We start from the raw sequence: 17,342 nt of genomic DNA on the forward strand, positions 1-17,342 counted from the left end.
GTCAGGGTTGCGCGCCCGGCTCCTTGAGCAGACCGGACGCTGTGAGTGTGGACTTCGCCGCCGGGATCGACAAGCGCCGGTTGCGGCGGCGGCTGACATCCTCCTCCAGCGCCTCCGCGGTGCGCAGGATCGTCAGATAGTCCCGCTCGATCCGCCGCAACACCCAGGCCACTACATCGGGATTTGCGACAATCTCGTGACGGTCGAGCAGTTGCTGCAGGATATCAGCCGCCAAAGCGTCGTCGGGCTGCTCGATTCGCGCGACCGGGCTGGCGTTCAGGCGCGATCGCAGATCGGGCAGCCGTACCTGCCACACCGGCGGCGCATCGTCCGCCACCAGGAACAGCGGCCGATGCGCCGCCTGCGCCTCGTTCCAGGCATGGAACAGCATCGTCTCGCTCTGGCGGTCGGCCTCGTCGATCATCGTCCCGCCGCTGCGCACCGCCATCGTACGCGCCAGCAGGCTGCGGCCCGACTTGCGCGGTCCGGTAATGATCGCTGCCATGACGGGCCAGATCGCCCAATGCTCCAGGATATGGACCGCTCTGGAATTGCCTTCGCCGACAAGGAAGCTGTCCTCGCGCGCGCCGGCGGGCCGGTCGAGCGGCAGGGAAAGCTGGCTCATCCGTCCGTGCTGTTCCCGACAGGCGGCGGCGGAGCCGGGGTCGCGGGCGCCTGCCCGCCTCCCCCGCGCCGGATTCGAAGGACGCCGGGTCCTTCCTCGACCTGCCAGCCGCGCGCGCGCAAAGCCGCGCTCAGCGAAGCCTGGCTGCCTTCGAAGGTCACGCGCATCACCGAGATGCCGCCCAGCGCCATGCTGGTCGTGGTGGCGGAGGTGACGCCCGGCACGCCGCGCATCGCCGATTCGCCGCCGCTGAGCGCCGCGACGCTTGGCGTATCGAACTGGACCGTCAGCGCCGTCCCGGTGGTTGCGACCGGCACGTCGGTCGGCTCAAGCGGCGCTTCCTCGCCGGTCTCCTCGACCGGAACCTCGGGCTTGGGCGGCTCGGTACCCAGCAGATGATCGGTGCGCAGCCGGCCGGAGCGCAGCGCATCCTGATAGGCTTGGTCGATCCGCCGGATCCCGGCATCGATCAGCGCGGGCAGCGCATTGCCGTCGTTCACGCGCAGCACGAACTGCGCGATCCGGATATTGTCCGGCCCGTGGCCTGCGGTGAACACCCCGACGATCGGCCCGCCCGGATAGCTGCGCCGCAGCTCCACCGTCGGGATCAGCACATCGTCCGCGCCATATTGGTCGAGGATCGCCCGCCACCAGCCGCGTCCGTTGCGTCCAACCTGCCCGCCGTTCATCAGCAGCCGGTCCGGTCCGCTGCCCGCGGGTCGGACATAGTCGATCGCGCTGTTGCCGGTGCGGAATCGCTTCCACCCGTCGATGAAGGCGCTGTTGCCCTCGAACACGCGATGCGTCCCGCCCGAAACCTGCACCGGGATCAGCAGCATCGGCGGCGATCGCATCATCTGCCCGCCTACGCCCAGGATCGATGCCGCGCGGTTGCGGTCGAACAGCACGCCGAGCTTCGCGACATAGCGGTTCGGGCCGATCTGCTCGCGCTCGACGATGATGCCGGTGACGAGTCCGTCCAGCGCCGAGTCGCCCATCGTCGATCCCTGCCCGGTCAGCCGCTGCGCCAGCATCGTCCACGCCTTGCGCTGCGCCAGCCGCCAGCCGCCCAGCCGGGCCGACTCCGCGTCCTTGGCGCGGACGTCGATCTCGACTCCGCTCACCTCGAAGCTGCCCGAACTGTCGCCGCTGCCTGCTGCAGGCTCGGCGCTTCCGGCGCCCTTCCCAGCCTGTGCAAGCGCGAAACCCGCGGTCGCGAGCAGCGCGACGGCGGCGGTCGTGGCGAAAACAGGGGACATGCGACGCAACATTCGCCGCCCTTTTGGCGAAGCAGGCGGGCGAAGCCAAGGGCTATCCCGCGATAATCCTCCTGCACCGGGGGAGGATTCGGGTTCCGATTCTCGCAACTCGGCGCTAAGCGCACGCGCATGACCGATCCCAAGCCCTATACCTATGCCCAGGCGGGCGTCTCGATCGATGCCGGCAACGCGCTGGTCAAGGCGATCGCCCCGCTTGCCCGTTCCACGCGCCGCCCGGGTGCCGACGCCGATCTCGGCGGGTTCGGCGGCCTGTTCGATTTGAAGGCCGCGGGCTTCACCGATCCGCTGCTGGTTGCGGCAAACGATGGTGTCGGCACCAAGCTCAAGCTCGCGATCGAGCACGATCATCATGACGGCGTCGGGATCGATCTCGTCGCGATGTGCGCCAACGACCTCGTCGTCCAGGGCGCCGAACCGCTCTTCTTCCTCGACTATTTCGCCACCGGAAAGCTGGTCAACGGCGTCGCCGAGCGCGTCGTCGCGAGCATCGCCGATGGCTGCATCCAGGCCGGCTGCGCGCTGATCGGCGGCGAAACCGCGGAAATGCCCGGCATGTACGCCGATGGCGACTATGACCTTGCCGGCTTCTGCGTCGGCGCAGTCGAGCGTGACCGGCTGCTCGATGGGCGTAGTATCGAACCGGGCAATGTGATCCTCGGCCTCGGTTCGACCGGCGTCCATAGCAACGGCTACTCGCTCGTCCGCCGTCTTGCCGCGGACAAGGGCTGGAAACTCGATCGCCCCGCGCTGTTCGATCAGGAAACCATCCTGCTCGACGCGCTGATGGCGCCGACCCGCATCTATGTGAAGAGCCTGCTACCCCTTCTTAAGACCGGGACCGGCCGTATTCGCGGCTTGGCTCACATTACGGGCGGTGGCCTGCTTGAGAACATTCCGCGTGTCTTGCCAGAAGGCTGTCATGCAATGATCAATGCGGACGCTTGGCAGCAGCCCCGTTTGATGGCGTTCCTGCAAGCTCAAGGAAGCATCGAACCTGAAGAGATGGCCCGTACCTTCAACTGCGGCATCGGTATGGCCGTGGTAGTGGACAAGATGCACATGCCCGCGATCTGGAGCGCTCTCGAAGCATCTGGAGAAAAGGTCTATCGCATCGGTGAGGTGGTCGAGGGGCCGCGTGGTTGCACCGTCTCCGGAAGCGAAGAGGTCTGGAGCGCGCGGGCGGCGTGGAGCGCGACGCATAACGCCTGATAGTCTCAGGCAGTTGGACCCGTTCGGGCTGAGCTTGTCGAAGCCCAGCCCTTCGACAAGCTCAGGGCGAACGGCGCTTTGGTGAAACGCAAACTCGGCATCCTGATCTCCGGCCGCGGCTCCAACATGATGGCGCTCGCCGAGGCTGCACGCGATCCCGCCTGCCCCTATGAGATCGCACTGGTGGCCTCGGACAAGCCCGCCGCGCCCGGCCTCGTCTGGACGGCGGACCAGGGCATCGCCACCTTCGCGCTGTCGCCCAAGGGCATGCCCAAGGCGGACTATGAGGCCGCGATCGACACCGCCCTCCGCGATGCGGGCGTCGAGGCGATCGCGCTGGCCGGTTACATGCGCCTGCTCACCGACGATTTCGTCGCACGCTGGCGCGGCCGCATGGTCAACATCCACCCCTCGCTGCTGCCCAAATACAAGGGCCTCGACACCCACGCTCGTGCCATCGAAGCAGGCGACGCGGCGGGAGGCTGCTCGGTCCATGTCGTGACCGAGGAACTCGACGGCGGCGAGGTACTGGGTCAGGCCGAAGTGCCGATCCTGCCCGGCGACACCGCCGAAAGCCTCGCGGAGCGCGTGCTGGCCGAGGAACATCGTCTCTATCCCCGCATTGTTGCGGAATGGCTCAGCAGATGACACCGGAGGCGGCAGCGGCGCTGGAAAAGCTCCGCGTCGCCGCGCTCGCGCTTCCCGAGGCGGACGAGAAGCTCTCCCACGGCATGCCCGCCTTCTTCATCCAGAAGGGCAAGATGTTCGCCTATTTCTGGCACCATCATCACGGCGACGACGTGACGGCCGCGATCGTCAAGACCAGCGGACCCGAGGAACAGGCGATGCTGATCGAGATGGAACCCGATCTCTATTACCGCCCGCCCTATTTCGGCCCCTCGGGCTGGGTCGGCATCCATCTCGACCGCCCCGATACTGACTGGGACCGCGTCGCCGACCGGGTTGCGATCAGCTGGGAACTCGTCGCCCCGCGCCGCCTGCTGGAGGTTGGCGGGCGCTGATCCCCTTGCCCTGACGCATCGCACTGCCCAAACAGGGACGATGCTGAAGGTTGCCAGCTACAATATGCGCAAGTCGATCGGGACCGACCGGCGGCGAAGCCCTGAGCGCACGCTCGAAGTGCTGCGCGAGATCGACGCCGACGTCATCGCGCTGCAGGAGGCCGACCGCCGCTTCGGCGCGAAACAGGGCGTCATCACCCCGCATTTGCTCGAAGAGCACAGCCCGTGGAAGGCGGTGCAGTTCGGCGTCCGCACCGGCAGCATGGGCTGGCACGGCAATGCGATCCTGGTGCGCAAGGATGCGCAGATCCTGGATTGCGAGGTCATCCATCTGCCCGCGCTCGAACCGCGCGGCGCGGTGATGGCCGATCTGCGGGTCCATGGTGAAGTGGTGCGCGTGGTCGGCATGCATCTCGACCTGCTGGGGCTGTGGCGGCGGCGCCAGGCCCACGCCATCCTCACCCATCTCGGCAGCAGCGAACGCAAGATCCCGACGGTGATGATGGGGGATCTCAACGACTGGACCGCGCGCTCGGGCTGTCTCAAGGATTTCGGCCGCCAATTCGTCTTTGCCGAGACGGGCCGTTCCTTTCATGCCCGCCGCCCGGTCGCGCGGCTCGACCGGATCATGGTCTCGCCCGGCCTGTCGGTCGCGGATTGCGGCGTCCACGAAAGCCCGGCATCGCGCACTGCATCGGATCATCTGCCCGTCTGGGCGTCACTGGAGCGCAAATGAGCAACGGGGTGCGGGAGCGGGAATTGCGGCTGGCTTTGGTCTGCTATGGCGGCATCAGCCTCGCCGTCTACATGCATGGCATTACCAAGGAGGTCTGGCACCTCGCCCGCGCCAGCCGGGCCCACCGCGATGGCGACGCGCCCGGTGCGGGCAGCGAGGCAATCTACCACAACCTGCTCGACGAGATCCGGGAGAGCACCGGGATCAACCTGCGCGCTTTGGTCGATATCGTCGCGGGCGCCAGCGCGGGCGGGATCAACGGCGTGTTCCTGGCGCAGGCCGTCGCGACCGGCCAGTCGCTCGATCCGCTCACCGACCTCTGGCTCAAGGTCGCCGATGTCGAGGCGCTGCTGAACCCTGATCAGGGTCCGTCGCACAAGCTCGCCAAGGTCTGGGCGCTGCCCATCGCCTGGATGCTCACCCGCGAAGGCTCGACGGTGGACGAAACCGTTGAGCCCGGCGCGCGCGAGGAGGTCCGGGCCAAGCTCGAGAAGTTCGTCCGCTCGCGCTGGTTCGAACCGCCCTTCGGCGGCAAGGAGCTGCTCGACATGATGCTCGACGCGCTCGACACCATGGAAAAGGCACCCGCCGGTCCGCGCCTGCTGCCTGCCGGGCAGCCGCTCGACCTGTTCGTCACCGTCACCGATTTCCGCGGCCATCCCGAGCGGCTGAAGCTCAACTCCCCGCCCGAGGTGGTTGAGACCGAGCATCGCCTGGTCTTCTCGTTCAGTGATCATGGCGACACCAGCGCGCCGTTCGCACACCCCGCCGAGCTCGCCTTCGCCGCTCGCGCCACCTCCAGCTTCCCCGGCGCCTTCCCGCCCGCCACGGTCGGTGAGCTCGATGCCGTCCTCGCTGCGCGCGGCATGGACTGGCCGGGACGCGAAGCGTTTCTCGAACACGCGCTGCCCCGCCAATATGCAGCCGGTTCCGCGGACAAGGCGACGCTGATCGACGGCTCGGTCCTTGCCAACGCGCCCTTCCGCCCGGCGATCGATGCGCTCAAGGAGCGCCCGGCGCGACGCCAGATCGACCGCCGCTTCGTCTTCATCGATCCCACCCCCGGCCACCGCCTCGGCTTCTACAGCGAGGCGCCGGACAATCCCGGCTTCTTCCAGACGATCATCGGCGCGCTCTCCGAGCTCCCCCGACAGCAGCCGATCCGCGACAATCTGGAGGCCATCGGTCTGCGATCGGGGCGGATCGAACGGATGCTGGCGATCGTCGAACGCATCCGTGCCGAGGTCGAGAGCCAGGTCGAATCGCTCTTCGGCTATACCCTGTTCCTCGACTATCCGACGCCCAAGCGCCTGTCCGCCTGGCGCAGCCGCGCGCAGATCGCCGCCGCCGCCAAAGCGGGGTACGGGCATGCCGCCTATGGCATGCTCAAGGTCGAGGGGGTGGCGGACCGTATCGCCACCCACCTCCACCAGATCGGCGACCAGCCCGGCCCCGACCGCTGGCGCCGCCTGCGCGATGCGATCGGCGCGGAGATTCTCCGCCGCGGGGCCGACGATTTCGGCACCAGCCACCCCGGCTCGGCCAGCCCCGCCACGCTCGATCTGCTGCGCGCGCACGATCTCGGCTTCCGCATTCGCCGCCTGCGCCTGCTTGCGCGCCGCCTGACCGAGCTCGACCAGGAGCATGAGAATCAGGAACTGACGCCGATGCGCGACGCGATCTACGAATCGCTCGCCGGCTATCTCGAATGCCAGCGCGCGGATCCCTTCCTCGGCCTGCGCGAGGCGGTGCGTGCCACCGATCTCGATATCGGCGCGCTACTCGACAGTCTCGCCGCGCGGATGGAGCTGCGTACGCTCGATCACGAAACCGATGCCCGCCTGTCCGAAGGGCTCAGCGCGCTGTCGAAGGAGATGCGGCGGCCGATGCTGCTCGCCTATCTCGGCTTCCCCTTCTTCGATATCGCCACCCTCCCATTGCTTCAGGGCGAGGGGCTCAACGAGTTCGATCCGATCCGCGTCGATCGCATCTCGCCCGACGATGCGACTTCGATCCGCAAGGGCGGCGCGCGTGCGACGCTCAAGGGCACGCAATTCAACAATTTCGGCGCCTTCTTCAGCCGCGCCTATCGCGAGAACGACTATCTCTGGGGCCGCCTTCACGGTGCCGAGCGGCTGGTGGACATCCTCCTCTCGACCCTCCCGCCCAGCGCGACGCTCGGCCCAGGCCGGGTGACGGAGATCAAGCGCAGCATCTTCCACGCCATCCTCGACGAGGAGCAGGATCGGCTGAAGGCGATCCCCACCCTCTTCGCCCAACTCCGCGCGGAGATCGGCTGAGGCTGGCCAATCTGGCCCACCCGTCCTAAAGCTACCCGAAACGACAGAGGATCATTCGCGCGGATGCAGTTTCTGAAGGCATTGTTCTGGTTCCTGATCCTGGGCCTTATCGCGGCCTTTGCGGTCACCAACTGGCACCCGGTCGAGATCCAGCTGTGGAGCAGCCTGGTCGCCGACGTGAACCTGCCCTTCCTGTTGCTGATCGTCTTCCTCATCGGTTTCCTGCCGATGGTCGTGATCTACCACACGACGCGCTGGCGCAGCCGTCAAAGGATCACGATGCTCGAACGCACGGTCGAGGAACTGCGTAACCTCCACGCGACGGCCTCCGCCACACCGGCGATGCCGATCCAGCCCGACCCGGGGCCTACGGAAAGCCCCGCCGCGCCGCCGCTGGTGACGCCATGAGCAGCCCGATCTACGTCGCGCTCGATACGCCCGACCTTGAGCGCGCCAAGGCGATCGCGAAGCGCGTCCGCCACCATGTCGGCGGGATCAAGCTCGGCCTTGAATTCTTCATGGCGAACGGCCGTCAGGGCGTGCACGAAATGGCCGATATCGGCCTGCCGATCTTCCTCGACCTCAAATTCCACGACATTCCCAACACCGTCGGCAAGGCGGTTCAGGCGCTGCGCCCGCTCGAGCCCGCGATCATCACCGTGCACGCCGCAGGCGGCCGCGCGATGCTGGAGGATGCCAAGGCCGCCGCGCCCACCGGGACCAAGGTCGTCGCCGTCACGATGCTCACCAGCCTCGATGCGAGCGACCTCCGCTCGATCGGCCTCTCGCCCGATCCGCATGAACAGGTGGTCCGCCTCGCCGAACTCGCGAAATCCGCGGGCGTCGATGGCATCGTCTGCTCGGGCGAAGAGGTGAAGGCCGCGCATGATGCGTGGAAGGACGGTTTCTTCGTCATCCCCGGCGTGCGCCCGTCCAACGGCGTGATCGGCGACCAGAAGCGCGTCGTTACCCCGCGCGCGGCGCTCGACGCCGGCGCCTCGATCCTCGTCATCGGCCGCCCGATCACCCAGGCCGAAGATCCCGACCTCGCCGCGCGCGAGATCGAGGCGACGCTCTGACCGGCACGGTGCGTCCGCCGTCTGCGGCCCGCCCGGATCGAGCCCTGGATATTCTCTGGCTGCTCACGATCGTGGTGGCAGTCACGTTGGCCGCGCTGATCCTGCATGTCGGCGATCCCGGATCGATCGACTGGTGGTGGACGACCATTCCCTTCGGCCTCTGGATCGTCGGACCGGCGGTCCTGCCCTGGGTGATTGCCCGGTTTCGCCGGCGTCCCGGCGTCCCGGTTGCGATGCTGATCTTCCTCGTCGCATCATCCCTGATGTCGGGGATTGCCTATCACGACGCGTTTTTCCCCCCGACTTCATCCACCTCGGCGCTCGTCCTCGTCTTCGTGCCGCTGCTGCAATGGATCGGGCTCGTCATCGTCGCAACCATCACGCTCGTGGCAACCTCGCGCGCATTTGAGAGGCCAAGTTGAACGTCCATATCCGTCCGGCCATTGAAGCCGATCTTCCCCGCCTCCACCCCGTCGTCGAGCGCGCCTATCGCGGCGACAGCGCCCGTGCGGGCTGGACGCACGAGGCCGATCTCGTCACCGGCGAGCGGACCGATCTCGAAACCCTGCGCTCGCTGCTCGACGGCGACAGTCGCCTGCTGATCGCGTTCGACGGCGAGACGGTCCTTGGCTGCGTCAACGTGTCCAGCCGCGGCGACAGCCTCGCCTATCTCGGTCTGCTCTGCGTCGATCCCACGCTTCAGGCCGGCGGCATCGGCAAGCAGCTGATGGCCGCCGCCGAAGCCACTGCCCGCGAAACCTTCGTCGCAACGCAGATCGAGATGACGGTGATCGACCGCCGCGCCGAACTGATCGGCTGGTATGTCCGCCACGGCTATGCCCCGTCGGGCGAGGTTCGGCCCTTCCCGGTGCCGCTCGATCCGCCGCTGGCGATGGTGGTGCTGGTCAAGCCGCTCTTCGACTAACGGCGATTGCCCTCACCCGGACGGGTCGTTACGCATGTGACGATATCACAATGGTCCTGGGAGTTGTTGCCGATGCGTGTTCTGTTGCTTGCCGCCTCTATCCTTGCGACGGGCACCGCCCTTGCCAACGAACGCGCCCCGATCGGTACCGGCGTCAGCGCCAGCGATCGCGCCAACACCGCCGAACGCCCGATCCGCTTCGCCGCCACGGCACCGGCAGGCGGCGTCCTGGTCGTCCCCATGGCCGGCGCGAGTGATCTCGCCCATGTCCCTGCCGCGCTACGCGACAGCGTCACCCGCGCCGTGGCGACGGCGGACTTCAAGGCCGCGCCCGACAAGACGCTCTCGCTCTACGGCACCGGCGGCTATGACCGCATCGTGCTGATCGGCGTGCCGCAGGGACAGCTCAGCGCCGCCGCGCTCGCCGACTTTGGCGGCCGCGCAGCACAGGAAACCAAGGCCAACGCGCGGCCCGTCGCGATCGTCGCGGGCAGCCTGCCCGCCACCGTTGCCGATCCCGCCGCGCATGTCGCGATGGGCGCAACGCTCGGCCAGTACCGGTTCGACCGTCTCAAGAGCGGCGTAACCGCTCCGGCCAGCCAGCCGATCACCGTCATCGCTGCCGCGGGCGAAACCACCTATGCGCGCGACCTCGCCGGCATCGCTCAGGGCGCCCGCATGGCGCGCGACCTCATCACTTTGCCCTCCAACGCCAAGACCCCCGACAGCTTCGTGGAAACCGTCCGCGCCCAGTTCGCAGGCGTGCCCAATGTCCGCATCACCGTGCTGGACGAGGCGCAGATGCGGCAGCTCAACATGGGCTCGATCCTCTCGGTCTCGGCCGGGTCGCGCCATCCCGCGCGGATGATGATCGTCGAATATACCGGCGCCGGGAACGCCGCCCCGCTCGCGCTGATCGGCAAGGGCATCACCTTCGACAGCGGCGGCATCTCGCTCAAGCCCGGCGCGGGCATGGGCGACATGAAGGGCGACATGGCCGGCGCCGCCGCGGTGATGGGCGGCGCGCTCGCCGCTGCCAAGCGCGGGGCAAAGGCGAACATCGTCGCCATCGCCGCGCTGGCCGAGAACATGCCCGGCGGCAATGCCTCACGCCCCGGCGACGTGGTCCGCACGATGAACGGCCAGACGATCGAGATCATCAGCACCGACGCCGAAGGCCGCATGGTCCTCGCCGACGCGAACCAGTACGCCATCGACCGCTACAAGCCTGCTGCCGTCGTCAACATCGCGACATTGACCGGTGCGGTCAGCACGGCGCTGGGCGACGATTATGCGGGGCTGTTCGCGCGCGACGAAGCGCTGGCCGCACGCGTCCAGACCGCCGCGACCCATTCGGGCGAGGCCGTCTGGCGCCTTCCGCTCCACCCCAGCTATGCCAAGGACATGGACTCGCCGATCGCGGATATCGCCAACGGCACCACCAAATCCGGCCCCGGCGCGGGCCGCGGTGCGCATTTCATCGGTTTCCTCACGCCCCAGCCCACGCCCTGGGCGCATATCGACATGGCCGGAGTGGACGGGACCGACGAATCGTTGCCCACCATGCCCAAGGGTGCACGCGGTTTCGGCGTCCGCCTGTTCGACGCGCTGGTCCGCGAATACGAGAAATAGGCGCGGCCGCGATCAGCTGAATGCCTTGAAGGCGGCGTCGCCGATCTGGAGAAAATTCGCCAGGATCGACGCCGCCGCCAACAGCTGAACCCAGATCGACTCGAACTTGCGCCGCAGCCAGCGCCGGAATCCTCCGCGCCGCCGACCATTCCGGTCGGCAAAGGCCCATCCCGCGGAGGTGAGGCGATAGACCTCATGCCCCGTGGTCTCGATCTCGGTCCGCGTGACCAGCCCATGTCCTTCCATGCGCTCCAGATCGCCGCGGATCGCGGTCTCGTTCAGGCCGTGCCCCTCGGGCAGCCGCGCGGCGATGGCGTCGATTCCCGTCGCGAGCGAGAGGATCTCATTCTCCTCGTCCGCGAAATAGCTCGCCCATCGCCGTTTGGTCTCGTCCGAAAGCGCGGGCAGGTCGCGTGTTTCAGGACGATAGCGCTCACCACGCAACGCCGCGTTGAGCCGCGCAATCGCTTCGGAAAGCGAGAAGCTGGCCCGTTCGAACCGGTTGATCGTCCCATGGATGTTGGGCGTCATGTTGCGCAGCTGCGCCTCGCTCACTTCCTGCTTGAGCGTCTCATAGAGCCGGTGGACGTTCTCGATCCGCGTATTGACCTTGCGCACCGCCTGACGGCGCCCTTGCGGTATCGGATCGAGCGGCGTGATCGGCGGCGTCATCGCCGGTAGCGGGTTGATGTTGGGTTGATTGTTCGCGCTGGTCATGCTTCCCACCCCCAGGTCCGGAATCGGTGAAACGTGATACCACGATCCTCCCCTGTCTCCGGAGCCCTAAACGGTACCGAAACGAACCCAAACCGCCGGAGTAGACGCGAGTGGTCACAGCCAAGATTTGCGGTCTCTCCACGCCCGCCACGCTCGACGCCGCGATCACGGGTGGGGCAAGCCATGTCGGTTTCGTCTTTTTCCCGCCCTCCCCGCGTCATGTGACCTTCGATCAGGCCGGATCGCTCGCCGCGCGTGTCCCCGCACAGACCGGCAAGGTCGGCGTCTTCGTCGATCCGGAGGATGCACTGCTCGATCAGGCGATCCGCGCCGCGCGGCTCGATGCGATCCAGCTTCACCGCGTCACGCCCGATCGCGCAGCGGCGATCGGCGCGCGTACCCGCCTGCCCGTCTGGGCCGCCGTCGCGGTCAAGACCCGCAACGATCTCGATGCCGCCAACGGCTTCCGCGGTGCGGTCCAGCGCCTGATCTACGACGCCAAGGTGCCTGAGGATGCGAAGCTCCCCGGCGGCATGGGCATGCGCTTCGACTGGACCCTGCTTCAGGGCTTCGCGCATCCGCTCCCCTGGGCGCTGTCGGGCGGCCTCGATCCCGCCAATGTCGCCGAAGCCGTAGGCATCACCGGCGCGCGGCTGGTCGATGTCTCCTCGGGCGTCGAGTCCGCACCCGGCGTGAAGGACGAGGCGAAGATCGCCGCCTTCCTCAAGACGGTCGCCACGCTGTAATCGCACAGCTGTAACAATGCTTGGCCTGCGCGCCAGACGCGCCTAAACGCCCCTCACCATGACCGCGCCCAACTCCCTTCGCAACCTGCCTGACGAGCGGGGACATTTCGGCCAGTTCGGCGGACGCTATGTCGCCGAGACGCTGATGCCGCTGATCCTCGACCTTGAGCGCGAATATCGCGCCGCCAAGGCGGACCCGGCATTCCAGGCCGAGTTTGACGGGCTGATGAAGCATTATGTCGGCCGCCCGTCGCCGCTCTATTTCGCCGAGCGGCTCACGCAGCATTACCGTGAAGGCGCTGCCGCGGGCCGGGGCGCGAAAATCTACTTCAAGCGCGAGGAGCTGAACCACACCGGCGCACACAAGATCAACAACTGCATCGGCCAGATCCTGCTCGCCATCCGCATGGGCAAGAAGCGGATCATCGCCGAGACCGGCGCTGGCCAGCACGGCGTCGCCACCGCCACCGTCTGCGCGCGCTTCGGCCTGCCCTGCACCATCTTCATGGGTGCCAAGGATATCGAGCGTCAGCAGCCCAACGTCTTCCGCATGAAGCTGCTCGGCGCCGAAGTGCGCCCCGTCACCAGCGGCTCGCAGTCGCTGAAGGACGCGATGAACGAGGCGCTTCGCGACTGGGTCGCGACCGTCCACGACACCTTCTACATCATCGGCACCGCCGCCGGCCCGCACCCGTACCCTGAGCTGGTCCGCGACTTCCAGTCGGTGATCGGCACCGAAAGCCGCGCCCAGATGCTCGAGGCCGAGGGCCGCCTGCCCGACCTGCTGATCGCGGCGGTCGGCGGCGGCAGCAACGCCATCGGCCTGTTCCACCCCTTCCTCGACGACAGCGACGTCGCGATGGTCGGTGTCGAGGCCGCGGGCAAGGGCATCGACACCAAGGAGCATGCCGCCAGCCTCACCGGCGGCGCGCCCGGCATCCTCCACGGCAACAAGACCTATCTGCTGCAGGACGAGGACGGCCAGATCACCGAGGCACACTCGATCTCCGCCGGCCTCGACTATCCGGGCATCGGCCCCGAGCATAGCTGGCTGCACGAGAGCGGCCGGGTCGAGTACCTCCCGATCACCGACACCCAGGCGCTCGACGCCTTCCAGCTCTGCTGCAAGCTCGAAGGCATCATCCCCGCACTCGAAAGCTCGCACGCGTTGGCAGCGCTGGAGCACAAGGCACGGGAAATGAACGGGGACCAGATCATCCTCGTCAACGTCTCCGGCCGCGGCGACAAGGATATCTACACCGTCGCCCAGGCGATGGGGGCTGAGATATGAAGGCGGCGCAAGACTCTCTGATGGGGGCGCGCCCTTCGGACCGGTGGCTCGGCGACCCACACCCGTGCAGCCGCGAAGCGCTCAAGGCTTATGATCGGCCCGACGACGGTTTCCAGTTCTTCCAACTTCACGAAGACGGGCGTTGGGCGTTCCGACCTTTTGCGATTCCGTTCTTCATCCTGCTGGCGCTTGGTATTCCAATCGGTCTGAGTGCCATCCACGGGTCGCTGGACGAGTTCATGGACTCCGAGATCAATGTCGTGATCATTTGTGGTCTCGTCGCCTTCATTTTTCAGGTTGCCAACGAATGGCGAAAGTCGCGCCGATGACCCGCCTCACCTCCGCTTTCGCCGCTGCCGCTGCGCAGCACCGCGCCGCGCTCGTCACCTTCGTCACCGCGGGAGACGGCGATACCGCCGCGATCCTCGACGCGCTGGTTGCGGGTGGTGCCGATGTGATCGAGCTCGGCATGCCCTTCACCGATCCGATGGCCGACGGCCCGGCGATCCAGGCCGCGAATTTGCGCAGCCTCGCCAGGGGCACGCGCACCGCCGACGTGCTGGCCATCGCCGCTGCCTTCCGCCAGCGGCATCCTGACGTTCCGCTGGTGCTGATGGGCTATGCCAACACCATGACCCGTCCCACACCCGAAGCCTTTGCGCAGAAGGCAGTGGACGCGGGCGTGGACGGCACGATCATCGTCGACATTCCGCCCGAGGAGGCCGACGAGATCGCGCCCTTCGCCGCGCACGGCATCGCCACGATCCGCCTCGCTACCCCGACCACCGATTCGGCGCGCCTGCCTGCGGTGCTGAGCGGCGCGAGCGGCTTTCTCTATTATGTCTCGGTCGCCGGCATCACCGGCCTCCAGCAAGCCGCGCAGGACAGCATCGAGGCCGCGGTCGCCAGGCTCAAGGCCGCGACCGACCTGCCCGTCGCGGTCGGCTTCGGCGTCCGCACCCCGCAGCAGGCCGCCGCGATCGGCCGCGTCGCTGACGGCGTCGTGGTCGGCTCGGCGATCATCGACCTGATCGCAGCCAACGGCGCCGATGCGCCCGCCGCGGTCCGCACCTATATTCAATCCCTGTCGGCCGCGTTGAAGGCCGCCCGAAAGGAACCCGCATGAGCTGGCTCAGCCGCGTCCGCAACGCCCTGTCGAGCGTCATCCCCAACAAGGCGGAGACGCCCGACAATCTCTGGCACAAGTGCAAGGGTTGCGGGCAGATGGTCTTCACCCGCGAACTGCAGGAGAACATGTCGGTCTGCCCGCTCTGCGACCATCATGAGCGGATCGGCGGCAAGGCCCGGTTCGAACAGCTGTTCGACGCCGGCTACACCATCCTGCCCGGCCCGCGCGTGACCGAGGATCCGCTCAAGTTCCGCGACCAGAAACCCTATCCCGCGCGGATCAAGGCCGCGCGCGCCAGCACCGGTGAGCAGGACGCCTTCCTCAACGCCAGCGGCACGATCGACGGGCACAAGGCGGTGATCGGCGTGCAGGACTTCGCCTTCATGGGCGGATCGATGGGGCAGGCCGTGGGTGAAGCCTTCATCGCCGGGGTCGAGGCCGCGATCGGCGCGCGTGCGCCGTACATCGTCTTCACCGCCTCGGGCGGCGCACGCATGCAGGAGGGTATCCTCAGCCTCATGCAGATGCCGCGCAGCACCGTCGCGATCCAGATGCTCCACGATGCGGGCCTGCCCTATATCGTCGTGCTGACCGACCCGACTTCGGGCGGCGTGATGGCGGCCTATGCGATGCTGGGCGACGTCCAGATCGCCGAGCCCAAGGCGACCCTCGCCTTCACCGGCCGCCGCGTGATCGAGAATACGATCCGCGAGAAGCTGCCCGACGATTTCCAGACCAGCGAATATTATCTCGACCACGGCCTGATCGACATGGTCGTCCACCGCAAGAACCTGCGCGAGAAGCTCAGCCAGCTCATCGGCTTGCTGGTAGGTGGAGAGAAGGCGGCGGCGTGAGGGCAAAAGCCCTCTCCCCTCTGGGGAGAGGGTTGGGAGAGGGGCAGTGGCGAAGACCGACCCGAAGTTGCTCGACCGCGCCCGCCAGCTACGAAGCAACATGCCCCAACCTGAACGCGAGCTTTGGACAGCCTTGCGCGCCAAACGCTTCGAACAAACAAGGCTCAGCCGCCAAGTCGTGATCGGTCCTTACGTCGCCGACTTCGTCTGCCGATCGCGAAAGCTGATCATCGAGCTCAACGGTGCCACGCATGCTGCCCCGTCACGCGATGAACACCGAACCGCATATCTCCAAACGCAAGGCTATCGCGTGACCCGTTTCAGGAACAACGAGGTGATGACCAATCTCGAAGGGGTGCTCACGATCTTGAGCGATATGCTTGCCTCACCCCCTCTCCCAAACCCTCTCCCCTTGGTGGAGAGGGCTTAGAGATGCCCGACCACGCCAACTCCTCCCACCCCGCCGTCCAGCGCCAGCTCGACCGCCTCTGGGCACTCGGCCCCGGCGCCGACATTCTCGGGCTCGACCGGATTACCCGCCTGCTCGCGCGCGTCGGCGATCCGCATCTCAAGCTCCCCCCGGTGCTTCACGTCGCCGGTACCAACGGCAAGGGTTCGACCTGCGCGTTCCTGCGCGCCGCAATCGAAACCGCCGGGCTCACCGCGCACGTCTATTCGAGCCCGCACCTCGTCCGCTTCAACGAACGCATTCGCCTCGCCGGCAAACTGATCGACGACGATACCCTCGCCGTCTTGCTCGAGGAGGTTCTCGATGCCGGCGGCGATATCGGCGCCAGCTTCTTCGAAGTGACCACCGCCGCCGCCTTTCTCGCCTTCAGCCGCACGCCTGCCGACGCCTGCATCGTCGAAGTCGGCCTCGGCGGCCGGCTCGACGCCACCAACGTCATCCCCGCGCCCGCCGCCTGCGCCATCGCCCAGCTCGGCATCGATCATCAGGCCTTCCTCGGCGACACCGCCGAAGTCATTGCGGGTGAGAAGGCCGGGATCGCCAAGCCCGGCATCCCGCTTGTCACGATGGACTATGGCCCATCGGTTACCGAACGGATCGCGCAAGTCGCGACCGCCGCCGATGCCCCGGTCTTCGCACGCGGCACGGCCTGGGACTATGAAGTCGCGAACGGCCGCCTCCGCTACCGCGACGCGAACGGCACCGTCGAAACCCCACTGCCTGTACTGGCCGGCCCGCATCAGCCGGGCAATCTCGCGCTCGCCATCGCCACGCTTCGCCACCAGCAGCGGCTCAGCATCCCGCCCGAAGCCTTCGCGGCTGCCGCCACCGCCGCCCGCTGGCCAGCCCGCATGCAACGCCTGTCCCCCGGCCCGCTGCTCGGCCTGCTCCCGCCCGGCGGCCAGATCTGGCTCGATGGCGGGCACAACGAAGCCGCTGCGCAATCGGTCAGCGCGGCGCTCGCGCAGGTCGCGCAGGGACGTACAGTTCACCTCGTCCTCGGCATGCTCGCCAACAAGGACGCAGCAGGCCTGCTCAACCCCTTCGCTCCGCTTGCGGAGTCACTGACCGCGATCCCGGTGCCCGGCCATGCGCATCACGCGCCTGCCGATCTCGCCGCCGAAGCCCAAACGCTCGGCATCCCGGCGACCGGTACTGCCGAGACTCCGGACGAAGCCCTTCGCGCCATCGCCGCCAGCCTTGCGCCCGACGGCCCCGCACCGCTCATCCTCATCCTCGGCTCGCTCTATCTCGCCGGTGAAGTGCTCCGCGCGAACGACGAGCTCCCCGACTAATTCTTATTGCGATTGACTATCAATAACAGCCTG

Annotated in this window: 20 protein-coding genes; 17 read left to right on the forward strand and 3 right to left on the reverse strand. The window is 67.3% G+C overall.

The genetic code is table 11. The features are described 5' to 3' along the window. Nucleotide 1: 1 nt before the first annotated feature. Together AC07TU_RS11870 and AC07TU_RS11875 are read right to left on the reverse strand one after the other, a co-directional pair. Complete coding sequence (locus AC07TU_RS11870; RefSeq protein ID WP_495188106.1) at nucleotides 2-625, reverse strand: P-loop NTPase family protein; 624 nt, start codon at nucleotides 623-625, stop codon at nucleotides 2-4. Beyond that, nucleotides 622-1,884, reverse strand: coding sequence for a heavy-metal-associated domain-containing protein (locus AC07TU_RS11875; protein ID WP_495188107.1), 1,263 nt, complete (start codon nucleotides 1,882-1,884; stop codon nucleotides 622-624). The genes AC07TU_RS11870 and AC07TU_RS11875 overlap by 4 nt, the downstream gene beginning before the upstream one ends. Nucleotides 1,885-2,013: 129 nt before the next feature. On the opposite strand from AC07TU_RS11875, the gene purM reads away from it, so the two are divergent. From purM to AC07TU_RS11925, 10 genes are all read left to right on the forward strand, one after another. Further along, a complete protein-coding gene (gene purM / locus AC07TU_RS11880) occupies nucleotides 2,014-3,114 on the forward strand; it encodes a phosphoribosylformylglycinamidine cyclo-ligase (RefSeq protein ID WP_495188108.1) in 1,101 nt (366 codons plus the stop codon). 126 nt (nucleotides 3,115-3,240) lie between these two features. Continuing rightward, entirely contained in the window at nucleotides 3,241-3,762 is a 522-nt protein-coding gene (gene purN, locus AC07TU_RS11885) for a phosphoribosylglycinamide formyltransferase (RefSeq protein WP_495188388.1), read from the forward strand. After that, entirely contained in the window at nucleotides 3,747-4,136 is a 390-nt protein-coding gene (locus AC07TU_RS11890; RefSeq protein WP_495188109.1) for an MmcQ/YjbR family DNA-binding protein, read from the forward strand. Before purN ends, AC07TU_RS11890 begins: the two co-directional genes overlap by 16 nt. Before the next feature lie 40 nt (nucleotides 4,137-4,176). Next, nucleotides 4,177-4,872, forward strand: a complete 696-nt coding sequence (locus AC07TU_RS11895) for an endonuclease/exonuclease/phosphatase family protein (RefSeq protein ID WP_495188110.1) — start codon at nucleotides 4,177-4,179, stop codon at nucleotides 4,870-4,872. After that, nucleotides 4,869-7,172 (forward strand): patatin-like protein, encoded by a 2,304-nt coding sequence (locus AC07TU_RS11900; RefSeq protein ID WP_495188111.1) that lies wholly within the window; start codon nucleotides 4,869-4,871, stop codon nucleotides 7,170-7,172. The genes AC07TU_RS11895 and AC07TU_RS11900 overlap by 4 nt, the downstream gene beginning before the upstream one ends. A 63-nt stretch (nucleotides 7,173-7,235) precedes the next feature. Further along, complete coding sequence (locus tag AC07TU_RS11905) at nucleotides 7,236-7,580, forward strand: lipopolysaccharide assembly protein LapA domain-containing protein (RefSeq protein ID WP_495188112.1); 345 nt, start codon at nucleotides 7,236-7,238, stop codon at nucleotides 7,578-7,580. Further along, nucleotides 7,577-8,251, forward strand: a complete 675-nt coding sequence (gene pyrF, locus AC07TU_RS11910; protein WP_495188113.1) for an orotidine-5'-phosphate decarboxylase — start codon at nucleotides 7,577-7,579, stop codon at nucleotides 8,249-8,251. The genes AC07TU_RS11905 and pyrF overlap by 4 nt, the downstream gene beginning before the upstream one ends. 86 nt (nucleotides 8,252-8,337) lie before the next feature. Next, nucleotides 8,338-8,673 (forward strand): hypothetical protein, encoded by a 336-nt coding sequence (locus AC07TU_RS11915; protein WP_495188114.1) that lies wholly within the window; start codon nucleotides 8,338-8,340, stop codon nucleotides 8,671-8,673. Next, entirely contained in the window at nucleotides 8,670-9,176 is a 507-nt protein-coding gene (locus AC07TU_RS11920) for a GNAT family N-acetyltransferase (RefSeq protein WP_495188115.1), read from the forward strand. Before AC07TU_RS11915 ends, AC07TU_RS11920 begins: the two co-directional genes overlap by 4 nt. Nucleotides 9,177-9,248: 72 nt before the next feature. Further along, nucleotides 9,249-10,808, forward strand: a complete 1,560-nt coding sequence (locus AC07TU_RS11925; protein WP_495188116.1) for a leucyl aminopeptidase family protein — start codon at nucleotides 9,249-9,251, stop codon at nucleotides 10,806-10,808. A gap of 12 nt (nucleotides 10,809-10,820) precedes the next feature. On the opposite strand, the gene AC07TU_RS11930 is transcribed toward AC07TU_RS11925, so the two are convergent. Further along, complete coding sequence (locus AC07TU_RS11930; protein ID WP_495188117.1) at nucleotides 10,821-11,525, reverse strand: hypothetical protein; 705 nt, start codon at nucleotides 11,523-11,525, stop codon at nucleotides 10,821-10,823. Nucleotides 11,526-11,635: 110 nt separating this feature from the next. Here AC07TU_RS11930 and AC07TU_RS11935 point away from each other — a divergent pair, with 110 nt between their 5' ends. Genes AC07TU_RS11935 through AC07TU_RS11965 form a run of 7 tightly spaced genes read left to right on the forward strand, consistent with a single transcriptional unit; the run spans nucleotide 11,636 to nucleotide 17,309 of the window. Continuing rightward, nucleotides 11,636-12,271: a phosphoribosylanthranilate isomerase gene (locus AC07TU_RS11935; protein ID WP_495188118.1), complete on the forward strand. Its 636-nt coding sequence runs from the start codon at nucleotides 11,636-11,638 to the stop codon at nucleotides 12,269-12,271. Between the two features lie 58 nt (nucleotides 12,272-12,329). Beyond that, a complete protein-coding gene (trpB, locus tag AC07TU_RS11940; protein ID WP_495188119.1) occupies nucleotides 12,330-13,562 on the forward strand; it encodes a tryptophan synthase subunit beta in 1,233 nt (410 codons plus the stop codon). Then, nucleotides 13,559-13,891, forward strand: coding sequence for a hypothetical protein (locus tag AC07TU_RS11945; RefSeq protein ID WP_495188120.1), 333 nt, complete (start codon nucleotides 13,559-13,561; stop codon nucleotides 13,889-13,891). Before trpB ends, AC07TU_RS11945 begins: the two co-directional genes overlap by 4 nt. After that, a complete protein-coding gene (gene trpA / locus AC07TU_RS11950) occupies nucleotides 13,888-14,688 on the forward strand; it encodes a tryptophan synthase subunit alpha (RefSeq protein ID WP_495188121.1) in 801 nt (266 codons plus the stop codon). Before AC07TU_RS11945 ends, trpA begins: the two co-directional genes overlap by 4 nt. Continuing rightward, nucleotides 14,685-15,545 carry an acetyl-CoA carboxylase, carboxyltransferase subunit beta gene (accD, locus tag AC07TU_RS11955; protein ID WP_495188122.1) on the forward strand — a complete coding sequence of 287 codons (861 nt, stop codon included), beginning with the start codon at nucleotides 14,685-14,687 and terminating at the stop codon, nucleotides 15,543-15,545. Before trpA ends, accD begins: the two co-directional genes overlap by 4 nt. 46 nt (nucleotides 15,546-15,591) lie before the next feature. Beyond that, the gene (locus AC07TU_RS11960; protein WP_495188123.1) at nucleotides 15,592-15,975 is read left to right on the forward strand and encodes an endonuclease domain-containing protein; all 384 of its coding nucleotides are present in this window, start codon (nucleotides 15,592-15,594) and stop codon (nucleotides 15,973-15,975) included. 2 nt (nucleotides 15,976-15,977) lie between these two features. Then, nucleotides 15,978-17,309 carry a bifunctional folylpolyglutamate synthase/dihydrofolate synthase gene (locus AC07TU_RS11965; RefSeq protein ID WP_495188124.1) on the forward strand — a complete coding sequence of 444 codons (1,332 nt, stop codon included), beginning with the start codon at nucleotides 15,978-15,980 and terminating at the stop codon, nucleotides 17,307-17,309. The last annotated feature ends 33 nt before the right edge of the window (nucleotides 17,310-17,342 follow it).

This window comes from Sphingomonas sp. GW821-FHT03E12 (assembly GCF_059420685.1).